The sequence below is a fragment of the Streptacidiphilus sp. PB12-B1b genome (genome assembly GCF_014084125.1).
In the GTDB taxonomy this organism is placed as follows: Bacteria; Actinomycetota; Actinomycetes; order Streptomycetales; family Streptomycetaceae; genus Streptacidiphilus.
The window spans coordinates 2,288,096-2,304,782 of record NZ_CP048405.1 but is presented as its reverse complement, the minus strand read 5'-3'; the positions used below and the strand labels follow the sequence as shown (position 1 = coordinate 2,304,782).

At 68.3% G+C, this 16,687-nt stretch carries 10 protein-coding genes and 3 rRNA genes; 5 read left to right on the top strand and 8 right to left on the bottom strand.

The features are described from left to right. The first annotated feature begins 66 nt into the window (after window positions 1–66). A complete protein-coding gene (locus GXW83_RS10395; protein ID WP_182442787.1) occupies window positions 67–1,101 on the top strand; it encodes a serine hydrolase in 1,035 nt (344 codons plus the stop codon). A gap of 69 nt (window positions 1,102–1,170) precedes the next feature. Here the strand turns inward: GXW83_RS10395 and rrf are convergent. From rrf to GXW83_RS10365, 6 genes are all read right to left on the bottom strand, one after another. Further along, window positions 1,171–1,287, bottom strand: a 5S ribosomal RNA gene (rrf, locus tag GXW83_RS10390). 88 nt (window positions 1,288–1,375) lie between these two features. Next, window positions 1,376–4,499: ribosomal RNA gene (locus tag GXW83_RS10385) — 23S ribosomal RNA — on the bottom strand. A 311-nt stretch (window positions 4,500–4,810) separates the two neighbouring features. Then, window positions 4,811–6,329, bottom strand: a 16S ribosomal RNA gene (locus GXW83_RS10380). The 16S, 23S and 5S rRNA genes sit together here, the layout of an rRNA operon. Window positions 6,330–6,764: 435 nt before the next feature. After that, window positions 6,765–7,829 (bottom strand): low specificity L-threonine aldolase, encoded by a 1,065-nt coding sequence (locus GXW83_RS10375; protein ID WP_182447213.1) that lies wholly within the window; start codon window positions 7,827–7,829, stop codon window positions 6,765–6,767. Then, window positions 7,826–8,581: an SDR family NAD(P)-dependent oxidoreductase gene (locus tag GXW83_RS10370; RefSeq protein WP_182442786.1), complete on the bottom strand. Its 756-nt coding sequence runs from the start codon at window positions 8,579–8,581 to the stop codon at window positions 7,826–7,828. Before GXW83_RS10370 ends, GXW83_RS10375 begins: the two co-directional genes overlap by 4 nt. After that, the gene (locus GXW83_RS10365) at window positions 8,578–9,987 is read right to left on the bottom strand and encodes a DUF6421 family protein (protein ID WP_182442785.1); all 1,410 of its coding nucleotides are present in this window, start codon (window positions 9,985–9,987) and stop codon (window positions 8,578–8,580) included. The genes GXW83_RS10370 and GXW83_RS10365 overlap by 4 nt, the downstream gene beginning before the upstream one ends. A 226-nt stretch (window positions 9,988–10,213) precedes the next feature. Between GXW83_RS10365 and GXW83_RS10360 the strand changes: the two genes are divergently transcribed. Next, window positions 10,214–11,257, top strand: a complete 1,044-nt coding sequence (locus GXW83_RS10360; protein WP_182442784.1) for a hypothetical protein — start codon at window positions 10,214–10,216, stop codon at window positions 11,255–11,257. Between the two features lie 95 nt (window positions 11,258–11,352). On the opposite strand, the gene GXW83_RS10355 is transcribed toward GXW83_RS10360, so the two are convergent. Together GXW83_RS10355 and GXW83_RS10350 are read right to left on the bottom strand one after the other, a co-directional pair. Next, window positions 11,353–12,087 (bottom strand): polysaccharide deacetylase family protein, encoded by a 735-nt coding sequence (locus tag GXW83_RS10355; protein WP_182442783.1) that lies wholly within the window; start codon window positions 12,085–12,087, stop codon window positions 11,353–11,355. Continuing rightward, window positions 12,084–13,367, bottom strand: coding sequence for a glycosyltransferase (locus GXW83_RS10350; RefSeq protein ID WP_182442782.1), 1,284 nt, complete (start codon window positions 13,365–13,367; stop codon window positions 12,084–12,086). Before GXW83_RS10350 ends, GXW83_RS10355 begins: the two co-directional genes overlap by 4 nt. A gap of 348 nt (window positions 13,368–13,715) precedes the next feature. Between GXW83_RS10350 and GXW83_RS10345 the strand changes: the two genes are divergently transcribed. The 3 genes from GXW83_RS10345 (at window position 13,716) to GXW83_RS10335 (ending at window position 16,635) form a co-directional block, all read left to right on the top strand. Continuing rightward, on the top strand, window positions 13,716–14,381 hold the full coding sequence (locus GXW83_RS10345) for a DUF5134 domain-containing protein (protein ID WP_182442781.1): 666 nt from the start codon (window positions 13,716–13,718) through the stop codon (window positions 14,379–14,381). A 143-nt stretch (window positions 14,382–14,524) separates the two neighbouring features. Next, window positions 14,525–15,466, top strand: a complete 942-nt coding sequence (locus tag GXW83_RS10340) for a M56 family metallopeptidase (RefSeq protein ID WP_182442780.1) — start codon at window positions 14,525–14,527, stop codon at window positions 15,464–15,466. A gap of 239 nt (window positions 15,467–15,705) precedes the next feature. Then, window positions 15,706–16,635: a DMT family transporter gene (locus GXW83_RS10335; protein ID WP_182442779.1), complete on the top strand. Its 930-nt coding sequence runs from the start codon at window positions 15,706–15,708 to the stop codon at window positions 16,633–16,635. Window positions 16,636–16,687 lie beyond the last annotated feature (52 nt).

Sequence of the window (16,687 nt, the reverse complement as noted above, 5' to 3'; positions counted from 1 at the left end):
AAGCCTACGAATCGGTTCGCCCTCATCCTGCACCATGGGCATTCCACGACCACAGGGGGGACAAGCATGCCGACCACAGCCCAACACGCCCGGCTGCAGGCCGCTTTCGCGCAATTGGCGGCCGGACGCGGTCCTGGCGTGTTCGCACGCATCACCCAGGACGGCGAGGAGGTGTTCAGCGCCGCCGCAGGCACCGCCGACACCGCCGCGCCACGGCCCATCACCGCCGACGACCGCTTCCGCATCGCCAGCGTCACCAAGACCTACCTGGCCGCCGTCGTCCTGCAACTCGCCGCCGAGGGGCGGCTCGCGCTCACCGACACCGTGGAGCAGTGGACCCCGGGACTGGTGCCGGGCGGCGACACGATCAGCGTGGACCAGCTGCTGCGGATGGTTTCCGGCCTGCCCGACTACGCCTGGGCCGTCCTGGGCGACCCGCCGGACATCGGCCGGCTCCAACGCACCTTCACGCCCGAGGAGTTGGTGCGCACTTCACTGGCCCGGCCCGACCGGCGGGAGCCCGGCCGGGCCTGGCGCTATTCCAACACCGACTACGTCCTCCTCGGGCTGATCACCGAGGCCGCCACCGGCCGGACCCTTCAAGAGGCGTTCCAGGAGCGGATCTTCGACCCGCTCGGACTCGGCCGGACCTACCTGCCCACCAGCGAGCGGCACCTCCGAGGAGCGCACACCCGCGGATACCTCCGGCTGGACGCCGAATCCGGCTATGCCGACACCACCGAGTTCACCCCCTCGGAGAGCTGGGCGAGTGGCGCCATCGTCTCCACCCCACCCGAGGTGGCCCGCTTCCTCGACGCCCTCCTGGGCGGCAGCCTGCTCCCGGCAGCCTCCCTGGCCGCCATGCGCACCACGCAGCCCGCACGCAGCGACATGGAGTACGGCATGGGCCTGTTCAGCTACCGCCTCCCCGGCGGCACGGTGCTGTACGGGCACGGCGGCAGCCACTTCGGCGTGGACTGCTACGCCTTCCGCTCCGACCGGGGGCGTACGGCGGTGATCTACCAGAACAGCTGGGACCGGGTCACCCGCGGCATCCCGCCGCAGAATCCGCTGGTGCACGCGGCCTTCGCGGATTCCTAGAAGGTCACAAGGTCCAGATATGCGGAAAGGCCCTCTGACTCGAGGTCAGAGGGCCTTTCACGAAAGGTTGTTCGGCGGTGTCCTACTCTCCCACAAGGTCCCCCTTGCAGTACCATCGGCGCTATGAGGCTTAGCTTCCGGGTTCGGAATGTAACCGGGCGTTTCCCTCACGCTATGACCACCGAAACACTATGAAGTTGACCCGCACTCCCCGGCATGACGCTCCCGGGAAGGGGTCGTTGCTTCAGAACAACACAGTGGACGCGTAGCAACTATGGACAAGCCCTCGGCCTATTAGTACCGGTCAGCTCCACCCCTCACAGGGCTTCCACACCCGGCCTATCAACCCAGTCGTCTACTGGGAGCCTTACCCACTCGATGGTGGTGGGAGTCCTCATCTCGAAGCAGGCTTCCCGCTTAGATGCTTTCAGCGGTTATCCCTCCCGAACGTAGCCAACCAGCCATGCCCTTGGCAGGACAACTGGCACACCAGAGGTTCGTCCGTCCCGGTCCTCTCGTACTAGGGACAGCCCTTCTCAAGACTCCTGCGCGCGCAGCGGATAGGGACCGAACTGTCTCACGACGTTCTAAACCCAGCTCGCGTACCGCTTTAATGGGCGAACAGCCCAACCCTTGGGACCTACTCCAGCCCCAGGATGCGACGAGCCGACATCGAGGTGCCAAACCATCCCGTCGATATGGACTCTTGGGGAAGATCAGCCTGTTATCCCCGGGGTACCTTTTATCCGTTGAGCGACGGCGCTTCCACAAGCCACCGCCGGATCACTAGTCCCTGCTTTCGCACCTGCTCGACCCGTCGGTCTCACAGTCAAGCTCCCTTGTGCACTTACACTCAACACCTGATTGCCAACCAGGCTGAGGGAACCTTTGGGCGCCTCCGTTACATTTTAGGAGGCAACCGCCCCAGTTAAACTACCCACCAGACACTGTCCCTGATCCGGATCACGGACCCAGGTTAGACATCCAGCACGACCAGAGTGGTATTTCAACGACGACTCCACAACCACTGGCGTGGCCGCTTCACAGTCTCCCACCTATCCTACACAAGCCGAACCGAACACCAATATCAAGCTATAGTAAAGGTCCCGGGGTCTTTCCGTCCTGCTGCGCGAAACGAGCATCTTTACTCGTAATGCAATTTCACCGGGCCTATGGTTGAGACAGTCGAGAAGTCGTTACGCCATTCGTGCAGGTCGGAACTTACCCGACAAGGAATTTCGCTACCTTAGGATGGTTATAGTTACCACCGCCGTTTACTGGCGCTTAAGTTCTCAGCCTCGCCACACCGAAGCGCAGCTAACCGGTCCCCTTAACGTTCCAGCACCGGGCAGGCGTCAGTCCGTATACATCGCCTTACGGCTTCGCACGGACCTGTGTTTTTAGTAAACAGTCGCTTCTCGCTGGTCTCTGCGGCCGGCCACAGCTCAGGAGGTAAACCCCATCACCACAACCGGCCCCCTTCTCCCGAAGTTACGGGGGCATTTTGCCGAGTTCCTTAACCATAGTTCACCCGAACGCCTCGGTATTCTCTACCTGACCACCTGAGTCGGTTTGGGGTACGGGCCGCCATGAAACTCGCTAGAGGCTTTTCTCGACAGCATAGGATCATCCACTTCACCACAATCGGCTCGGCATCAGGTCTCAGACTATGTGAACGGCGGATTTGCCTACCGTTCGTCCTACACCCTTACCCCGGGACAACCACCGCCCGGGCTGGACTACCTTCCTGCGTCACCCCATCGCTCACCTACTACCAGCTCGGTTCACCGGCTCCACCACTTCCCCTTGTCCGAAGACTCCGGGACGGCTTCACGGGCTTAGCATTACCGGGTTCGACGTTGGCGCTTCAAAGCGGGTACGGGAATATCAACCCGTTGTCCATCGACTACGCCTGTCGGCCTCGCCTTAGGTCCCGACTTACCCTGGGCAGATCAGCTTGACCCAGGAACCCTTGGTCAATCGGCGCAAGAGTTTCCCACTCTTGTATCGCTACTCATGCCTGCATTCTCACTCGTATACCGTCCACGACTGGCTTCCGCCGCCGCTTCACCCGGCACACGACGCTCCCCTACCCATCACAGCCCCCGTTAGGAGTTGACACTGCAATGACACGGCTTCGGCGGTGTACTTGAGCCCCGCTACATTGTCGGCGCGGAATCACTTGACCAGTGAGCTATTACGCACTCTTTAAAGGGTGGCTGCTTCTAAGCCAACCTCCTGGTTGTCTCTGCGACTCCACATCCTTTCCCACTTAGCACACGCTTAGGGGCCTTAGCCGGTGTTCTGGGCTGTTTCCCTCTCGACCATGGAGCTTATCCCCCACAGTCTCACTGCCGCGCTCTCACTTACCGGCATTCGGAGTTTGGCTAAGGTCAGTAACCCGGTGGGGCCCATCGCCTATCCAGTGCTCTACCTCCGGCAAGAAACACACGACGCTGCACCTAAATGCATTTCGGGGAGAACCAGCTATCACGGAGTTTGATTGGCCTTTCACCCCTAACCACAGGTCATCCCCCAGGTTTTCAACCCTGGTGGGTTCGGTCCTCCACACGGTCTTACCCGCGCTTCAACCTGCCCATGGCTAGATCACTCCGCTTCGGGTCTTGGGCGCGCTACTATGTCGCCCTATTCGGACTCGCTTTCGCTACGGCTACCCCACACGGGTTAACCTCGCAACACACCGCAAACTCGCAGGCTCATTCTTCAAAAGGCACGCAGTCACGACAGCTGTGTGCAAGCACACGCTGCGACGCTCCCACGGCTTGTAGGCACACGGTTTCAGGTACTATTTCACTCCGCTCCCGCGGTACTTTTCACCATTCCCTCACGGTACTGTCCGCTATCGGTCACTAGGGAATATTTAGGCTTAGCGGGTGGTCCCGCCAGATTCACACGGAGTTTCACGGGATCCGTGCTACTTGGGAAAAACTCAAGAGAGCCGCACAGGTTTCGTCTACGGGGGTCTTACCCTCTACGCCGGACCTTTCGCATGTCCTTCGACTACCCATACGGTTTCTGACTCTCCGACCGGCCGGCAGACCGGTCAAGAATTCTCCCACGACCCCGAAGTGGCAACCCCTGCCGGGTCTCACACCACAACGGTTTAGCCTCATCCGATTTCGCTCGCCACTACTCTCGGAATCACGGTTGTTTTCTCTTCCTGCGGGTACTGAGATGTTTCACTTCCCCGCGTTCCCTCCACACTGCCTATGTGTTCAGCAGCGGGTGACAGCCCATGACGACTGCCGGGTTTCCCCATTCGGACACCCCCGGATCAAAGCTCGGTTGACAGCTCCCCGGGGCCTATCGTGGCCTCCCACGTCCTTCATCGGTTCCTAGTGCCAAGGCATCCACCGTGCGCCCTTAAAAACTTGGCCACAGATGCTCGCGTCCACTGTGCAGTTCTCAAACAACGACCAGCCACCCATCACCCCCACACCCGAAGGCCGTGGAGTTCACTGGGGCCGGCGCTGAAGACCAGCCTTGCGGCCGTGCCCTCAGGACCCAACAACGTGCCCGACCCGACCCACCCGACCCCGCGTTCCACACACCCCGAAAGGTGCAGTACTAGCGACGACAAGCCGATCGTGCCGAATAGTCAACGTTCCACCCATGAGCGAACCACCGTCAGACATGCGCTGACGATATGGCCCTCTGCCCGACCGTGGTCGGGAGAAGTGCTCCTTAGAAAGGAGGTGATCCAGCCGCACCTTCCGGTACGGCTACCTTGTTACGACTTCGTCCCAATCGCTGGTCCCACCTTCGACAGCTCCTTCCCTTGCGGGTTAGGCCACCGGCTTCGGGTGTTACCGACTTTCGTGACGTGACGGGCGGTGTGTACAAGGCCCGGGAACGTATTCACCGCAGCAATGCTGATCTGCGATTACTAGCAACTCCGACTTCATGGGGTCGAGTTGCAGACCCCAATCCGAACTGAGACCGGCTTTTTGAGATTCGCTCCACCTCGCGGTATCGCAGCTCATTGTACCGGCCATTGTAGCACGTGTGCAGCCCAAGACATAAGGGGCATGATGATTTGACGTCGTCCCCACCTTCCTCCGAGTTGACCCCGGCAGTCTCCTGTGAGTCCCCGGCATAACCCGCTGGCAACACAGAACGAGGGTTGCGCTCGTTGCGGGACTTAACCCAACATCTCACGACACGAGCTGACGACAACCATGCACCACCTGTATACCGACCACAAGGGGGCGACCATCTCTGGCCGTTTCCGGTATATGTCAAGCCTTGGTAAGGTTCTTCGCGTTGCGTCGAATTAAGCCACATGCTCCGCTGCTTGTGCGGGCCCCCGTCAATTCCTTTGAGTTTTAGCCTTGCGGCCGTACTCCCCAGGCGGGGAACTTAATGCGTTAGCTGCGGCGCGGACCACGTGGAATGTGACCCACACCTAGTTCCCAACGTTTACGGCGTGGACTACCAGGGTATCTAATCCTGTTCGCTCCCCACGCTTTCGCTCCTCAGCGTCAGTAATGGCCCAGAGATCCGCCTTCGCCACCGGTGTTCCTCCTGATATCTGCGCATTTCACCGCTACACCAGGAATTCCGATCTCCCCTACCACACTCTAGCCTGCCCGTATCGAATGCAGACCCGGAGTTAAGCCCCGGGCTTTCACATCCGACGCGACAAGCCGCCTACGAGCTCTTTACGCCCAATAATTCCGGACAACGCTCGCACCCTACGTATTACCGCGGCTGCTGGCACGTAGTTAGCCGGTGCTTCTTCTGCAGGTACCGTCACTTGCGCTTCTTCCCTGCTGAAAGAGGTTTACAACCCGAAGGCCGTCATCCCTCACGCGGCGTCGCTGCATCAGGCTTTCGCCCATTGTGCAATATTCCCCACTGCTGCCTCCCGTAGGAGTCTGGGCCGTGTCTCAGTCCCAGTGTGGCCGGTCGCCCTCTCAGGCCGGCTACCCGTCGTCGCCTTGGTAGGCCATCACCCCACCAACAAGCTGATAGGCCGCGGGCCCATCCCAGATCGCCGGAGCTTTCCACGCACACCCCATGCGGAGATGCGTCGTATCCGGTATTAGCACCGGTTTCCCGGTGTTGTCCCAGAATCTGGGGCAGGTTGCCCACGTGTTACTCACCCGTTCGCCACTGATCCACCCCGAAGGGCTTCACCGTTCGACTTGCATGTGTTAAGCACGCCGCCAGCGTTCGTCCTGAGCCAGGATCAAACTCTCCGTGAATGTATTCCGGATATCCGGAGCACACCCGCGAAAGAGCGGCACGACAGTCAGCGGAACAGCCGACCTCGTGCACTGCGTCCTCGCTAGTGTTTTGTGCATCAAAGGAACCACGTCCAAAAAACGGACGGGGTATCAACATATCTGGCGTTGACTTTTGGCACGCTGTTGAGTTCTCAAGGAACGGACGCTTCCTTCAAGACCCTTTCACCGGTCTCTCCGGGCACTTCGTTCTTCGTTTTCCAGCTTATCAGACCGTTTGACCGGTTCTGCCCCGCTGGCGGGTTCCTGTCTGTGTTCTGTCTTCGCAGGTCATCGCCCGTTCCGACCAGCGAAACCTTAGCGGGTCACACCCCGAAGTACGAAATCGAGGTGAACGGCCGCCGCCCGGTCGGAGGCGTTCCGGCCGGGCGGCGCAATCAGCAGGGCAGCGGGGCGTCAGCCCTGCTTGGCCATCTCCTCGGCGATCGCCGCCGCGAAGGCGTCGATGTCGGCCTCGGTGGTGTCGAAGGACGCCATCCAGCGGACCTCGCCGGTGTGCTCGTTCCAGAAGTAGAAGCGGTAGGTCTTCTGGAGCCGCTCGCTCACCTCGCGCGGGAGCAGCGCGAACACCGCGTTCGCCTGGACCGGGCGGACCACCTCCACGCCGTCGACACCGCGCACGGCGGACTCCAACCGCAGCGCCATGGCGTTGGCGTGGGAGGCGCTGCGCAGCCACAGGTCGCCGCCGAGCAGCGCCTCGAACTGCACGGAGATGAAGCGCATCTTCGAGGCGAGCTGCATGGAGGTCTTGCGCAGGTACTGGATGTTGCGGACCGCGTCGGGGTTCAGCACCACCACGGCCTCGCCCAGCAGCATGCCGTTCTTGGTGCCGCCGTACGAGAGGACGTCCACGCCGGCGTCGGTGGTGAAGGCCCGCAGCGGCAGGCCCAGGGTGGCGGCGGCGTTGGCCAGCCGGGAGCCGTCCATGTGCACCAGCATGCCGCGCTCGTGGGCGTGGTCGCAGATGGCGCGGACCTCGTCGGCGGTGTAGCAGGTGCCGAGTTCGGTGCTCTGGGTGATGGAGACCGCCAGCGGCTGGGCGCGGTGCTCGTCGCCCCAGCCCCAGGCCTGCCGGTCGATCAGCTCGGGGGTGAGCTTGCCGTCCGGGGTGGGGACGGTGAGCAGCTTGATGCCGCCCATCTTCTCCGGCGCGCCGCCCTCGTCCACGTTGATGTGGGCGGTCTCGGCGGCGACGACGGCGCCCCAGCGCGGGAGCAGCGCCTGCAGCGAGACGACGTTGGCGCCGGTGCCGTTGAAGACCGGGAAGGCCTCGGCGCGCTCGCCGAAGTGGCGCCGGAAGACGTCCTGCAGGTGGGCGGTGTAGTCGTCCCCGCCGTAGGCGACCTGGTGGCCGTCGTTGGCGAGGGCGATGGCGGTGAGGATCTCGGGGTGGATACCGGCGTAGTTGTCGCTGGCGAAGCCGCGAACGCTCGGGTCGTGCCGTCGCTGGGCGTCGGTCATCGGGGCGTCAGCCACAGGTGCTGTCCGTTCAGGTCGTTGGCGGGGCGGTTCCACAGGTCGACGACGGTCTCGGCGAGGTCGGCGACGTCGGTGAATCCGGCGAACTTGGCGTTCGGCTTGGCCTCGCGCATCTCCGGGGTGACGAGGGCCTTGATGACCAGGATCGCAGCAGCCGTCCGCTGCGGCTGCCCCTCGGGGTCGGATTCGGCCAGGGTGCGGAAGGAGTCGGCGAGCGAGAGCGTCCAGGTCTCGGCGGCGGCCTTGGCAGCGGCGTAGGCGGCGTTGCCCGCAGTGGGCTTGGCCGCGCCGGCGGCGGAGACGATCACGAAGCGGCCCTGGGGGCTGCGCCGCAGGGCGTCGTGGAAGCCGAGGCTGGTGTGCTGGAGCGTGCGGACCAGCTGGTCGTGCAGGAAGTCCCAGTCGGAGAGGTCGACATCGGTGAACTTCTTGCCGCCGCGCCAGCCGCCGACCAGGTGGACCAGGCCGTCGACGCTGCCGTGTTCGGCCTCGATGTGGTCGGCCCAGTCGCCGGCGGCCTGCGGGTCGAGCAGGTCGAGGACCTGGCCGACGACGACCGCGCCGGGCACGGCCCGGCGGGTGGCGTCCAGGACCAGGTCCAGCCGGCGGGCGTCGGTGCCGGAGCAGGCGACCGTGGCGCCGGCCGCAGCCAGGTGGCGCACGGTGGCGCGCCCGGCCGGGCCGGTGGCGCCGGCGACCGCGACGACGCGGCCGTCGAGGGGGCGGGCGGTCACGCTGCGGCCTTGATGACGCTGGCCCCGGTCATGCCGGAGGTGGAGGCGATGACGCCGGAGAGCTTCTTCGACAGCGCCTCGAAGAACATGCTGAGCGGGAACTCGTCCGGCAGGACGGCGTCGCACAGCGCCTTGTTCAGCGGCTTGCTCTCGGTGTACTCGGAGAACGGCAGGGCGTCGGCGCCCTTGGCCCACACCGAGGCGGGGTGCGGGGTGAGGTAGCGGGAGACCAGCTCGTAGGCGGCGAGCCAGTGGGCGGTCTTGGGCCGGTCGATGCCCTCGCGGTAGAGGGTCTCGATCTCGGTGCACAGGTCGGTGGTGACGGTGGCGACCCGCTCCCAGTCGATGCGCAGCCGGTTGTCGGTCCAGCGCAGCGCGTCGTGCTTGTGCAGGTACGCGAAGAGCAGCTGGCCGCCGAGGCCGTCGTAGTTGCGGACGCGCCCGCCGCTGACCGGGAAGCGGAACATCCGGTCGAAGAGGATGGCGTACTGGACGTTGCGGCCCTGCTCGCGGCCCTCGGCCTCGAGCTGGACGGCGGCCTTGAAGGCGGTGAGGTCGCAGCGCAGCTCCTCCAGGCCGTACATCCAGAACGGGCTGCGCTGCTTGATCATGAAGGGGTCGAACGGCAGGTCGCCGTGGCTGTGGGTGCGGTCGTGGACCAGGTCCCACAGCACGAAGGTCTGCTGGGCCAGCTCCTGGTCCTCCAGCAGCTTGGCGGCGTCGGCGGGGATCTCCAGGCCGAGGGTGGAGACGGCGGCGGTGGAGACGGCGCGGAAGCGGGCGGCCTCGCGGTCGCAGAAGATCCCGCCCCAGGTGAAGCGCTCGGGGGCCTCGCGGACGGCGACGGTCTCGGGGAAGAGCACGGCGGAGTTGGTGTCGTAGCCCGCGGTGAAGTCGGTGAACGTGATCGGCACGAACATCGGGTTGTCGAAGCGGGTGCGCTCCAGCTCGGCCAGCCAGTCCGGCCAGACGACGTTGAGCAGGACGGCTTCGAGGTTGCGGTCCGGGTTGCCGTTCTGGGTGTACATCGGGAAGACGACGAGGTGGGCGAGGCCGTCCTCGCGCTGTCCGGCGGGCTGGAAGGCCAGCAGCGAGTCGAGGAAGTCGGGGACGGCGTAGCCGGAGTCGGCCCAGCGGGTGAGGTCGGCGACGACGGCGTCGAGGTAGGCGGCGTCGTGCGGGAAGGAGGGGGCCAGCTCGCGGACGCTCGCGGTGATGGTGCCGAGGAGGGCGTCGGCCTCGTCGCGGGTGGTGGCGCCACGGGAGTTGAGGTCGATCGAGCCGTCCTTGGACTGGAACGGACGCAGTTCCTCGACGGCGGACTTCAGCGCAATCCAGGCGGGGTGAGCGCCTGTCTCGACGGCCGGATCGCCTGCTATCGCGGGAGTCAACGAGAGATTTTGCATGGGAACCCTGCCTAGGCCGAAGGAACTGTCGTTAAGACACGGTATATACAGAAGGTTGTCCCGTTCAAGGGTGGGCTGACGACCGCGCACCCTTTGCGGCTTTCAGCCTACTTTCTCCCCTGCCCTCCGACGGTGCCAGGCGGGCGGGCGTGCATCCATGGCCCATTGGTTGTATAGTACAACTTGAAGTTAAGTTGTAAATGCCAACCTTCTGGAGGTAGGGCCGATGTCCGCCGGGCAACGAGCTGAGACGACCGAGCTGCGCCACGTGCTGACGCACCTGCTGACCCCGCTGCTGATGTGCCTGGGGATGGGCCTCGCCTACCTCGGTGCGTTCGCCTCACCCGCGCCGCACCACCTGCCGGTCGCCGTGGTCGGCAGCGGCCCCTCGGCCACCGCCCTGGCCCGCACGCTCGGCCAGGACGCCGGGCAGGCGCTGGACGTCCGCACCGTGCCGGACCGGCAGGCCGCGGTGACCGCGCTGATGCACCGGGACATCGCCGGGGCGTACCTCCCCGGCAGGGCGCCGCAGCTGCTGGTCGCCTCGGCCGGCTCGGACACCGACGCGACCGCCGTCGAGAAGGTCTTCACCCCGCTGGCGAGCGCCCAGGGCGCGCCGCTGGCCGTGGACGACGTGGCCCCGCCGGCCCCCGGCGACCCGACCGGGCAGGGCCTGTTCTTCCTGCTGGTGGCGGTCAGCATCGGCTCGTACGCCTCGGTGGCGGTGCTCGGCGGGGCGGGCGGGACGCTGCCCATGCGGGTGCGGGCGCTGCTGGTGGTCGGGGTGTCCTTCGCGGTGAGCCTGCTCGGCGCGCTGTTCGCCGGACCGCTGTTCCACATCGTCGACCACGGGCTGTGGGGCGTCTGGGGCATGTCCTGGCTCTACTCGGCCGGCATCCTGTTCGTCGGCGTCGGCCTGCACACCTTCCTGAAGCGGTGGACCACGCTCGGGGTGATGGTGCTGTTCGTCATGCTGAACTTCACCAGCTCCGGCGGGATCTTCCGGCCCGAGCTGCAGAACGGCTTCTTCGGCGGGCTGCACGCGTTCTGGAACGGCGCGGGCTTCGTCGAGGGCGCCCGCGACCTGGTCTACTTCGGCGGCCACGGCCTGGACCGCAACCTGGTCACGCTGGCGCTGTGGCTGGTGGTGGGGCTGCTGACGACCGCGCTGGCCCGGTTCGCCGAGCAGCGGCGGGCCCGGGCGCTGACGGCGGCGGGCGACGCGGAGGCGGCCGCCGAGGAGGAGATCGAGGAGTCGGTGGCCGTCTGAGGCCGCCCTGCGCAACGCGACGACGGCGGTGGCACCCCGGAGATCCGGGTGCCACCGCCGTCGTCGGCTCAGGGCCGTGGGTCAGCGCCGTGGGCTCACGCCGTGGCGAGCCCGTGCCGGGCCAGCGGGCCGACCTTCCAGCCCTGGGCCTCGCAGTGGTCCAGGATGCGCGGCAGGGCGCTCAGCGTCGCCGTCCAGGACGCCGGGGCCGAGGTGCAGTCGGAGTCGTGCAGCAGGATGGTGCCGCCGCCGTCGAGGTTGCCGGTGACCGTGTCGTAGACGGAGGTGCCGGTGGCTCCGGAGCGCCAGTCCGCGCCCCAGCTGGTCCACAGCACCGGGGTCATGCCCAGCGAACGCGCCGTGGTCAGCGCCGAGGTGGTGGCGATGCCGTACGGGGGGCGGTAGAAGCGCGGGGCCTCGCCGGTCGCGGTGGCGACCAGGTCCCGGGCGCGGTGCAGGTCGTCCCGGGTCTGCCGGGGGGTGCGCACCAGCATCGGGCGGTGCAGGTAGCCGTGGACGGCGATCTCGTGCCCGGCGGCGGCGATCTCCCGGCCGAGGCCCGGATCGCGTTCCAGCATGAAGCCGAGCAGGAAGAAGGTGGCCTTCAGCCCCCGGCTCTCCAGCAGCTTGAGGAAGCGCGGCGTGGACAGCGGGTCGGGGCCGTCGTCGAAGGTGAGCGCGACATGGCCGGGGTCGCCCTTGCCGCCGTAGCCCGGGAAGAACCGGGTGCGCAGCGGCTCCAGCGGCTGGATCGAGGTGAGCGCCGGGGCGGCGTGCGCGAGTGCGAGCCCCCCGGCGAGAGCGGCTGCGGTCTTCAGTGCTCGACTCAACGGACGTACTCCATCGGGGCGTTGGCCTTGTCTGCGGGGTGCCCGGCGACAGCGACGGCAACGGCCGCGGCGGCGGTCGCTGCGGCTGCGGCGTGGTCGGCCGCGATCCGGGCGGCGCCGGTGCGGGCGGCCGGGCGGTCCAGGCCGGCGCTCTCCAGCAGCAGGTCCACGACGTCGACGCCGGGCAGGGCCACCACCCGGGCGCCGTCGGCGGCGGTCGCGGCCCGGCCGGAGCTGACCGCCTGGCCGAGGGCGTCCGCCAGCTCGCCCTGGGCGCGGACCCAGCGGGCGACGCCGGCCTCGTCCAGGGCGGCCGCGTTGGTCAGGCCGTGCCCGGGTATGGAGCGGTAGGTGATCACCGGCAGCCCGGCGGCGACGGCCTCCAGGACGGTCATCCCGCCCGCGTTCTGGACCAGGACGTCGGAGGCGTGCATGAGGCTGGGCATGTCGTCCACCCAGCCGTAGGCGTGCCGGACGCCGGCCGCCAGCAGCCGCTCGCGCAGAGTCTCGTTGCGGCCGCAGACCACGACGCAGGTGATGCCGGGGTCGGCGGCCTCGATGTCGCCGACGGTGCGCTCGATCTCGCCCGCCCCCCAGGAGCCGCCGACCAGCAGCGCCAGCCTGGCGTCCTGCGGCAGGCCGAGGCGGGCCCGGGCGGCGCGGCGCAGCCGGGGGGTGACCGGGGTGAAGCGGCGGTCCACCACCGGGGCGATCACCGAGACGCCGCCGCAGCCCGCGCCCCGGGCCTGGGCGGCGGGGACCTGGTGGATGGCGAGGTGGGAGTCGACGTCGGCGCAGGTCCACAGCGCGTGCACGGAGAAGTCGGTGAGGTAGGTGTGCACCTTCTGCTCGACCTTGCCGCGCCTGCGCAGGCGTCCCAGCACCTGGCTGGCGAGCGGGTAGGTGGAGACGATGATGCTGGTGTCGGCGGGGAGGAGGGCCTTCATCCGGCGTCCGGCCAGGAAGGTGAACAGGCCGGCCTGCATGGCGACCCCGCGCCGGTTGTCGAGGCTGCCGTAGAGCAGCTTCCAGCTCCACGGGGCGCGCTCCAGCATCCGGTGGTAGGAGCCGACCAGGATGCGTCCGGCCGGGCCGGGCAGCACGTCCAGGAAGTCGTGGCGGTCGACGACGACTCCGGCCTCCTCCAGGCGGGCGGCCAGTTCCCCGGCGACGGCGTCATGGCCCGCGCCGACACTGGCGGAGACGATCACTGCACGCGGCGGGGTGGGGAGCTGTGCTCCGGCGCGGCGCTGCATCGGGAGGCGAAGGAGTCGTCCCATGGGTGTGTCGTCCGTCCCTGCTTCGGTTGCTTTGTCGCTGACGCAGGGGCTGACGCAGGGCCTGCCTGCCATTCGCCTGACGACTCGGGCCGGTCAAACGTAACGAGCGCTTTCGCCAGGGAAGACAGACCCGGGGATGATTAACGGCCTGTCGGTTCGTAGTCCCGACGGGGCACAGCGGTGGCGGCGTACTCCCATCGGAGTACGCCGGGCCTCGGGGGTCGGCCGCAGATCCTCCGTAGGGAGGAGTGCGCTGCGAGCGTGCGCCCCCCATTGCGCCCTGTAGTTCTCCTGTGCCGCCCGTCATGGTGGAGGCAGCGCTCGAGCGCTGTGTCGAGAGGGGCCCGGATGCATGGTTCCAGCGTGGTGGACTGGCTGCTGACCGGACTGATGGGGATGACGGGCCTGTACTGCTTGGTACGGCTGCTGCGGCCCGGGACGGCGCGGGGCGAGCGGCAGCTGGACGCCTCCGAAGCCCTCAAGGGGTTGGGCATGGCAGCCATGGCGCTCCCCTACGGGCTGTCCCGGGGGGTTCCGGTGGCGGTCTGGGCGGTGCTCTTCGGCGGGGCGGCGGCCTGGTCGCTGGCCGAGGGACTGCGGCCGGCCAGCCGGGACGGCGCCGCCCGGGCACCGGAGGGGGCCGGATCGACCGGCCATGCGGGCCATCGCGGGCACCACCTCTACCACGCGGTCGGGCACCTGGCGATGGTCTACATGGCGGTGGTCGCCGCCTCGACCGTGCCGGGCATGGCCGGGATGGCGGGCGGCGCGGGCTCCGCCGGGGCGCCGCTGCTGACCGGCGGCCTGCTGCTGTTCTTCGGCGGGTACGCGCTGGTCAGCGGCGTCCAACTGATCGGCGCCCCGGCCGCGGGCGCAGCGGCGGGGGTGGCGGGGGGTCCGGTCGGCGGCGCGCGCGGCTCCGTGGCGCGGCGGCTGCTGGGCGCGCCGGAGCTGCCGCAGGCGTGCCGGATGGTGCTGGGCATGGGCATGTTCGCCATGCTGCTCACCATGTGAGCGCCGGGAGGTCCGGGCGCGGGGGCAGCCGAGTGGCATCCGTCACGGAACGGGTGATCTGCTGACGCGCCCGCCCGCCCGCGTCTACGTTGGGGGACGTACGCCGTGTCGCGTGCCGTCGGACCTGCCAGCGGAGGGCCCCGTTGAACGTCCTGCCAGCCCTGCTGGTGCTCGGCCTGCTCCTGGCCACCGTCGGGCCGCGCCTGCTGGCGCGGGCGAGCTGGGTGGAGCGTGAGCCGGTGCTGGCGCTGTGGGCCTGGCAGTGCCTGGTGGTGGCGGTGCTGCTGTGCTGCGGCCTGTCGATGCTGCTGACCAGCACGGCCGCCTGGCCGGAGATCGGGCGGCTGCTGTTCCTGGGTGCCCCGCGCGGGGTCGAGGCCGCGTACCGGCTGCCGTACGCCCGCCCCTGGGCCGTCGCCGGGACGCTGCTGCTGGCGTACGGCGGGGTGCGCACCGCGCAGTCGCTCACCGCCGAGGTCCGCTCGGCCCGGGCGCTGCGCCGCCGCAGGCAGCGGGAGCTGACAGTGCGGGCCCCGGAGCTGCCGGCCGGGCTGGGCCGGGAGCCGGCCGCCCGGGAGCGACTGGTGGTGCTGGAGAGCGCCCGGCCGCAGGCGTGGTCGCTGCCCGGGCCGGACGCCCGGCTGGTGGTGACCACCGGGGCGCTGCACCGGCTGAGCGACCGTGAGCTCGCCGCCGCGCTGGCGCACGAGCGCGGCCACGTCCGGGCCCGGCACCACTGGCTGATGCAGTGCGCCGAGGCGCTCAACACCGGCTTTCCCGGGGCCCGGGTGTTTGGGTTGTTCCGCTCGCAGGTGGGCCGTCTGGTCGAACTGGCCGCCGACGACTCCGCCGCCCGCCGGCACGGGCGGCTGGCCACCGCGATCGCCCTGGTGGAGCTGAACCCGGACCACTCCCCCACCTGTCCGGCGCCGTTCGCGGAGGTCCCGCGCCGGGTCGACCGGCTGCTGACCGGCGAGCCCCGGCTGCCGGTGGCGGTCCGGCTGCGGCTGACCGCGACCGCCCTGGTGGCCCTGGGCGCCCCGGTGGTGCTGGCCTTCGCCCCGGGGCTGCGCGCCCTGCTCTGACCCCGGCCCCGGGCTCCGGCCGCGCGACCCGCATCGGGTCCTGGCCTCGGCGCTGACCTGCGCGGACGTCCGGCAGCAGCGAGTGCGCGCGGACGCCGGGAGGCGGGCCGGGGGCGCTGCCCGGGGGCTGCGGGAGGCCGGTCGACGCTCAGGCCGTTCTCATCGGACCGCGCTAGGCTGCCGATGAAGGAGCTACGCCCGGACTCGTCCGGGCTGCACTGGATGTTGGGTGGCTCATCGTGACGGTCTTTCTGCTCGGATTGGGCGCGGCCTGTCTCCTCGGCCTCGGCTTCGTGCTCCAGCAGCACGCGGCGCAGCAGGCCCCGGCCTCGGACATGCTGTCGTTCCGGCTGCTGCTGCGCCTGATGCGGCAGCGCGAGTGGCTGCTGGGGATCGCGTTCATGGTGGGCGGGCAGGTGATGAGCGCGGTCGCGCTGTCGCTGGGCCGGATCTCGCTGGTGGAGCCGCTGTTGGCGACCAATCTGCTGTTCGCCATGGGCCTGGCCCGGGCCATCACCCGGCAGACGCTGGGCCGGTCGGGCTGGGGCGGGGTGCTGCTGCTGGGCGCCGGTGTGGCCATGTTCATCCTCGGCGGGCAGCCGACCGGCGGCGGCACCGAGGCCGGGGAGCTGCGGCACTGGCTGGTGTTCGGGGTGGTGGCCGGGGTGGCGCTGCTGCTGGTGTCGATAGCGAAGCGGCTGCCGATGCTGGAGGAGGCGACGCTGCTGGCGCTGGCGGCGGGGCTGCTCTACGGACTGCAGGACGCCCTGACCCGGACCTCCGGCCAGCGCTTCAACCGCGGCGGGGTGGAGCTGCTGCTGCACAGCTGGCAGCTGTACGCGGTGGTGGCGATCGGGGTGGTGGGGCTGGTGCTGGTGCAGAGCGCGTTCGAGGCCGCGCCGCTGCGGATGTCGCTGCCCGCGCTGACCGCGGCCCAGCCGCTGACCGGCATCGCCTGCGGGGTGGCCTTCCTCGGCGACCGGTTGCGGGTGACCTCGGGGGCGCTGGCCTGGGAGGGCGTGGGCCTGCTGTGCATCGTGCTGGGCGTGATCATCATCGGACGGCACCCGGCGATGCCGGACGCCTGCCCCACCGCGCAGACCGGGCCGAGCGTCCGCACGCCGCCGCGCGAGAACAGCAGCCGCCCGCGCACCCCGCTGCCGCGCTGAGGCCCGGCCCGCGGCCGTGGAACGCCGGCCGTGGAAGGCCGGGCGGAGGCGG

Excerpts from the sequence above, each read along its gene's own strand:
- GXW83_RS10350 (WP_182442782.1), bottom strand. The coding sequence starts at position 13,367 with ATGGGACGACTCCTTCGCCTCCCGATGCAGCGCCGCGCCGGAGCACAG.
- GXW83_RS10395 (WP_182442787.1), top strand. The coding sequence starts at position 67 with ATGCCGACCACAGCCCAACACGCCCGGCTGCAGGCCGCTTTCGCGCAA.
- GXW83_RS10360 (WP_182442784.1), top strand. The coding sequence starts at position 10,214 with ATGTCCGCCGGGCAACGAGCTGAGACGACCGAGCTGCGCCACGTGCTG.
- GXW83_RS10375 (WP_182447213.1), bottom strand. The coding sequence starts at position 7,829 with ATGACCGACGCCCAGCGACGGCACGACCCGAGCGTTCGCGGCTTCGCC.
- GXW83_RS10345 (WP_182442781.1), top strand. The coding sequence starts at position 13,716 with ATGCATGGTTCCAGCGTGGTGGACTGGCTGCTGACCGGACTGATGGGG.
- GXW83_RS10365 (WP_182442785.1), bottom strand. The coding sequence starts at position 9,987 with ATGCAAAATCTCTCGTTGACTCCCGCGATAGCAGGCGATCCGGCCGTC.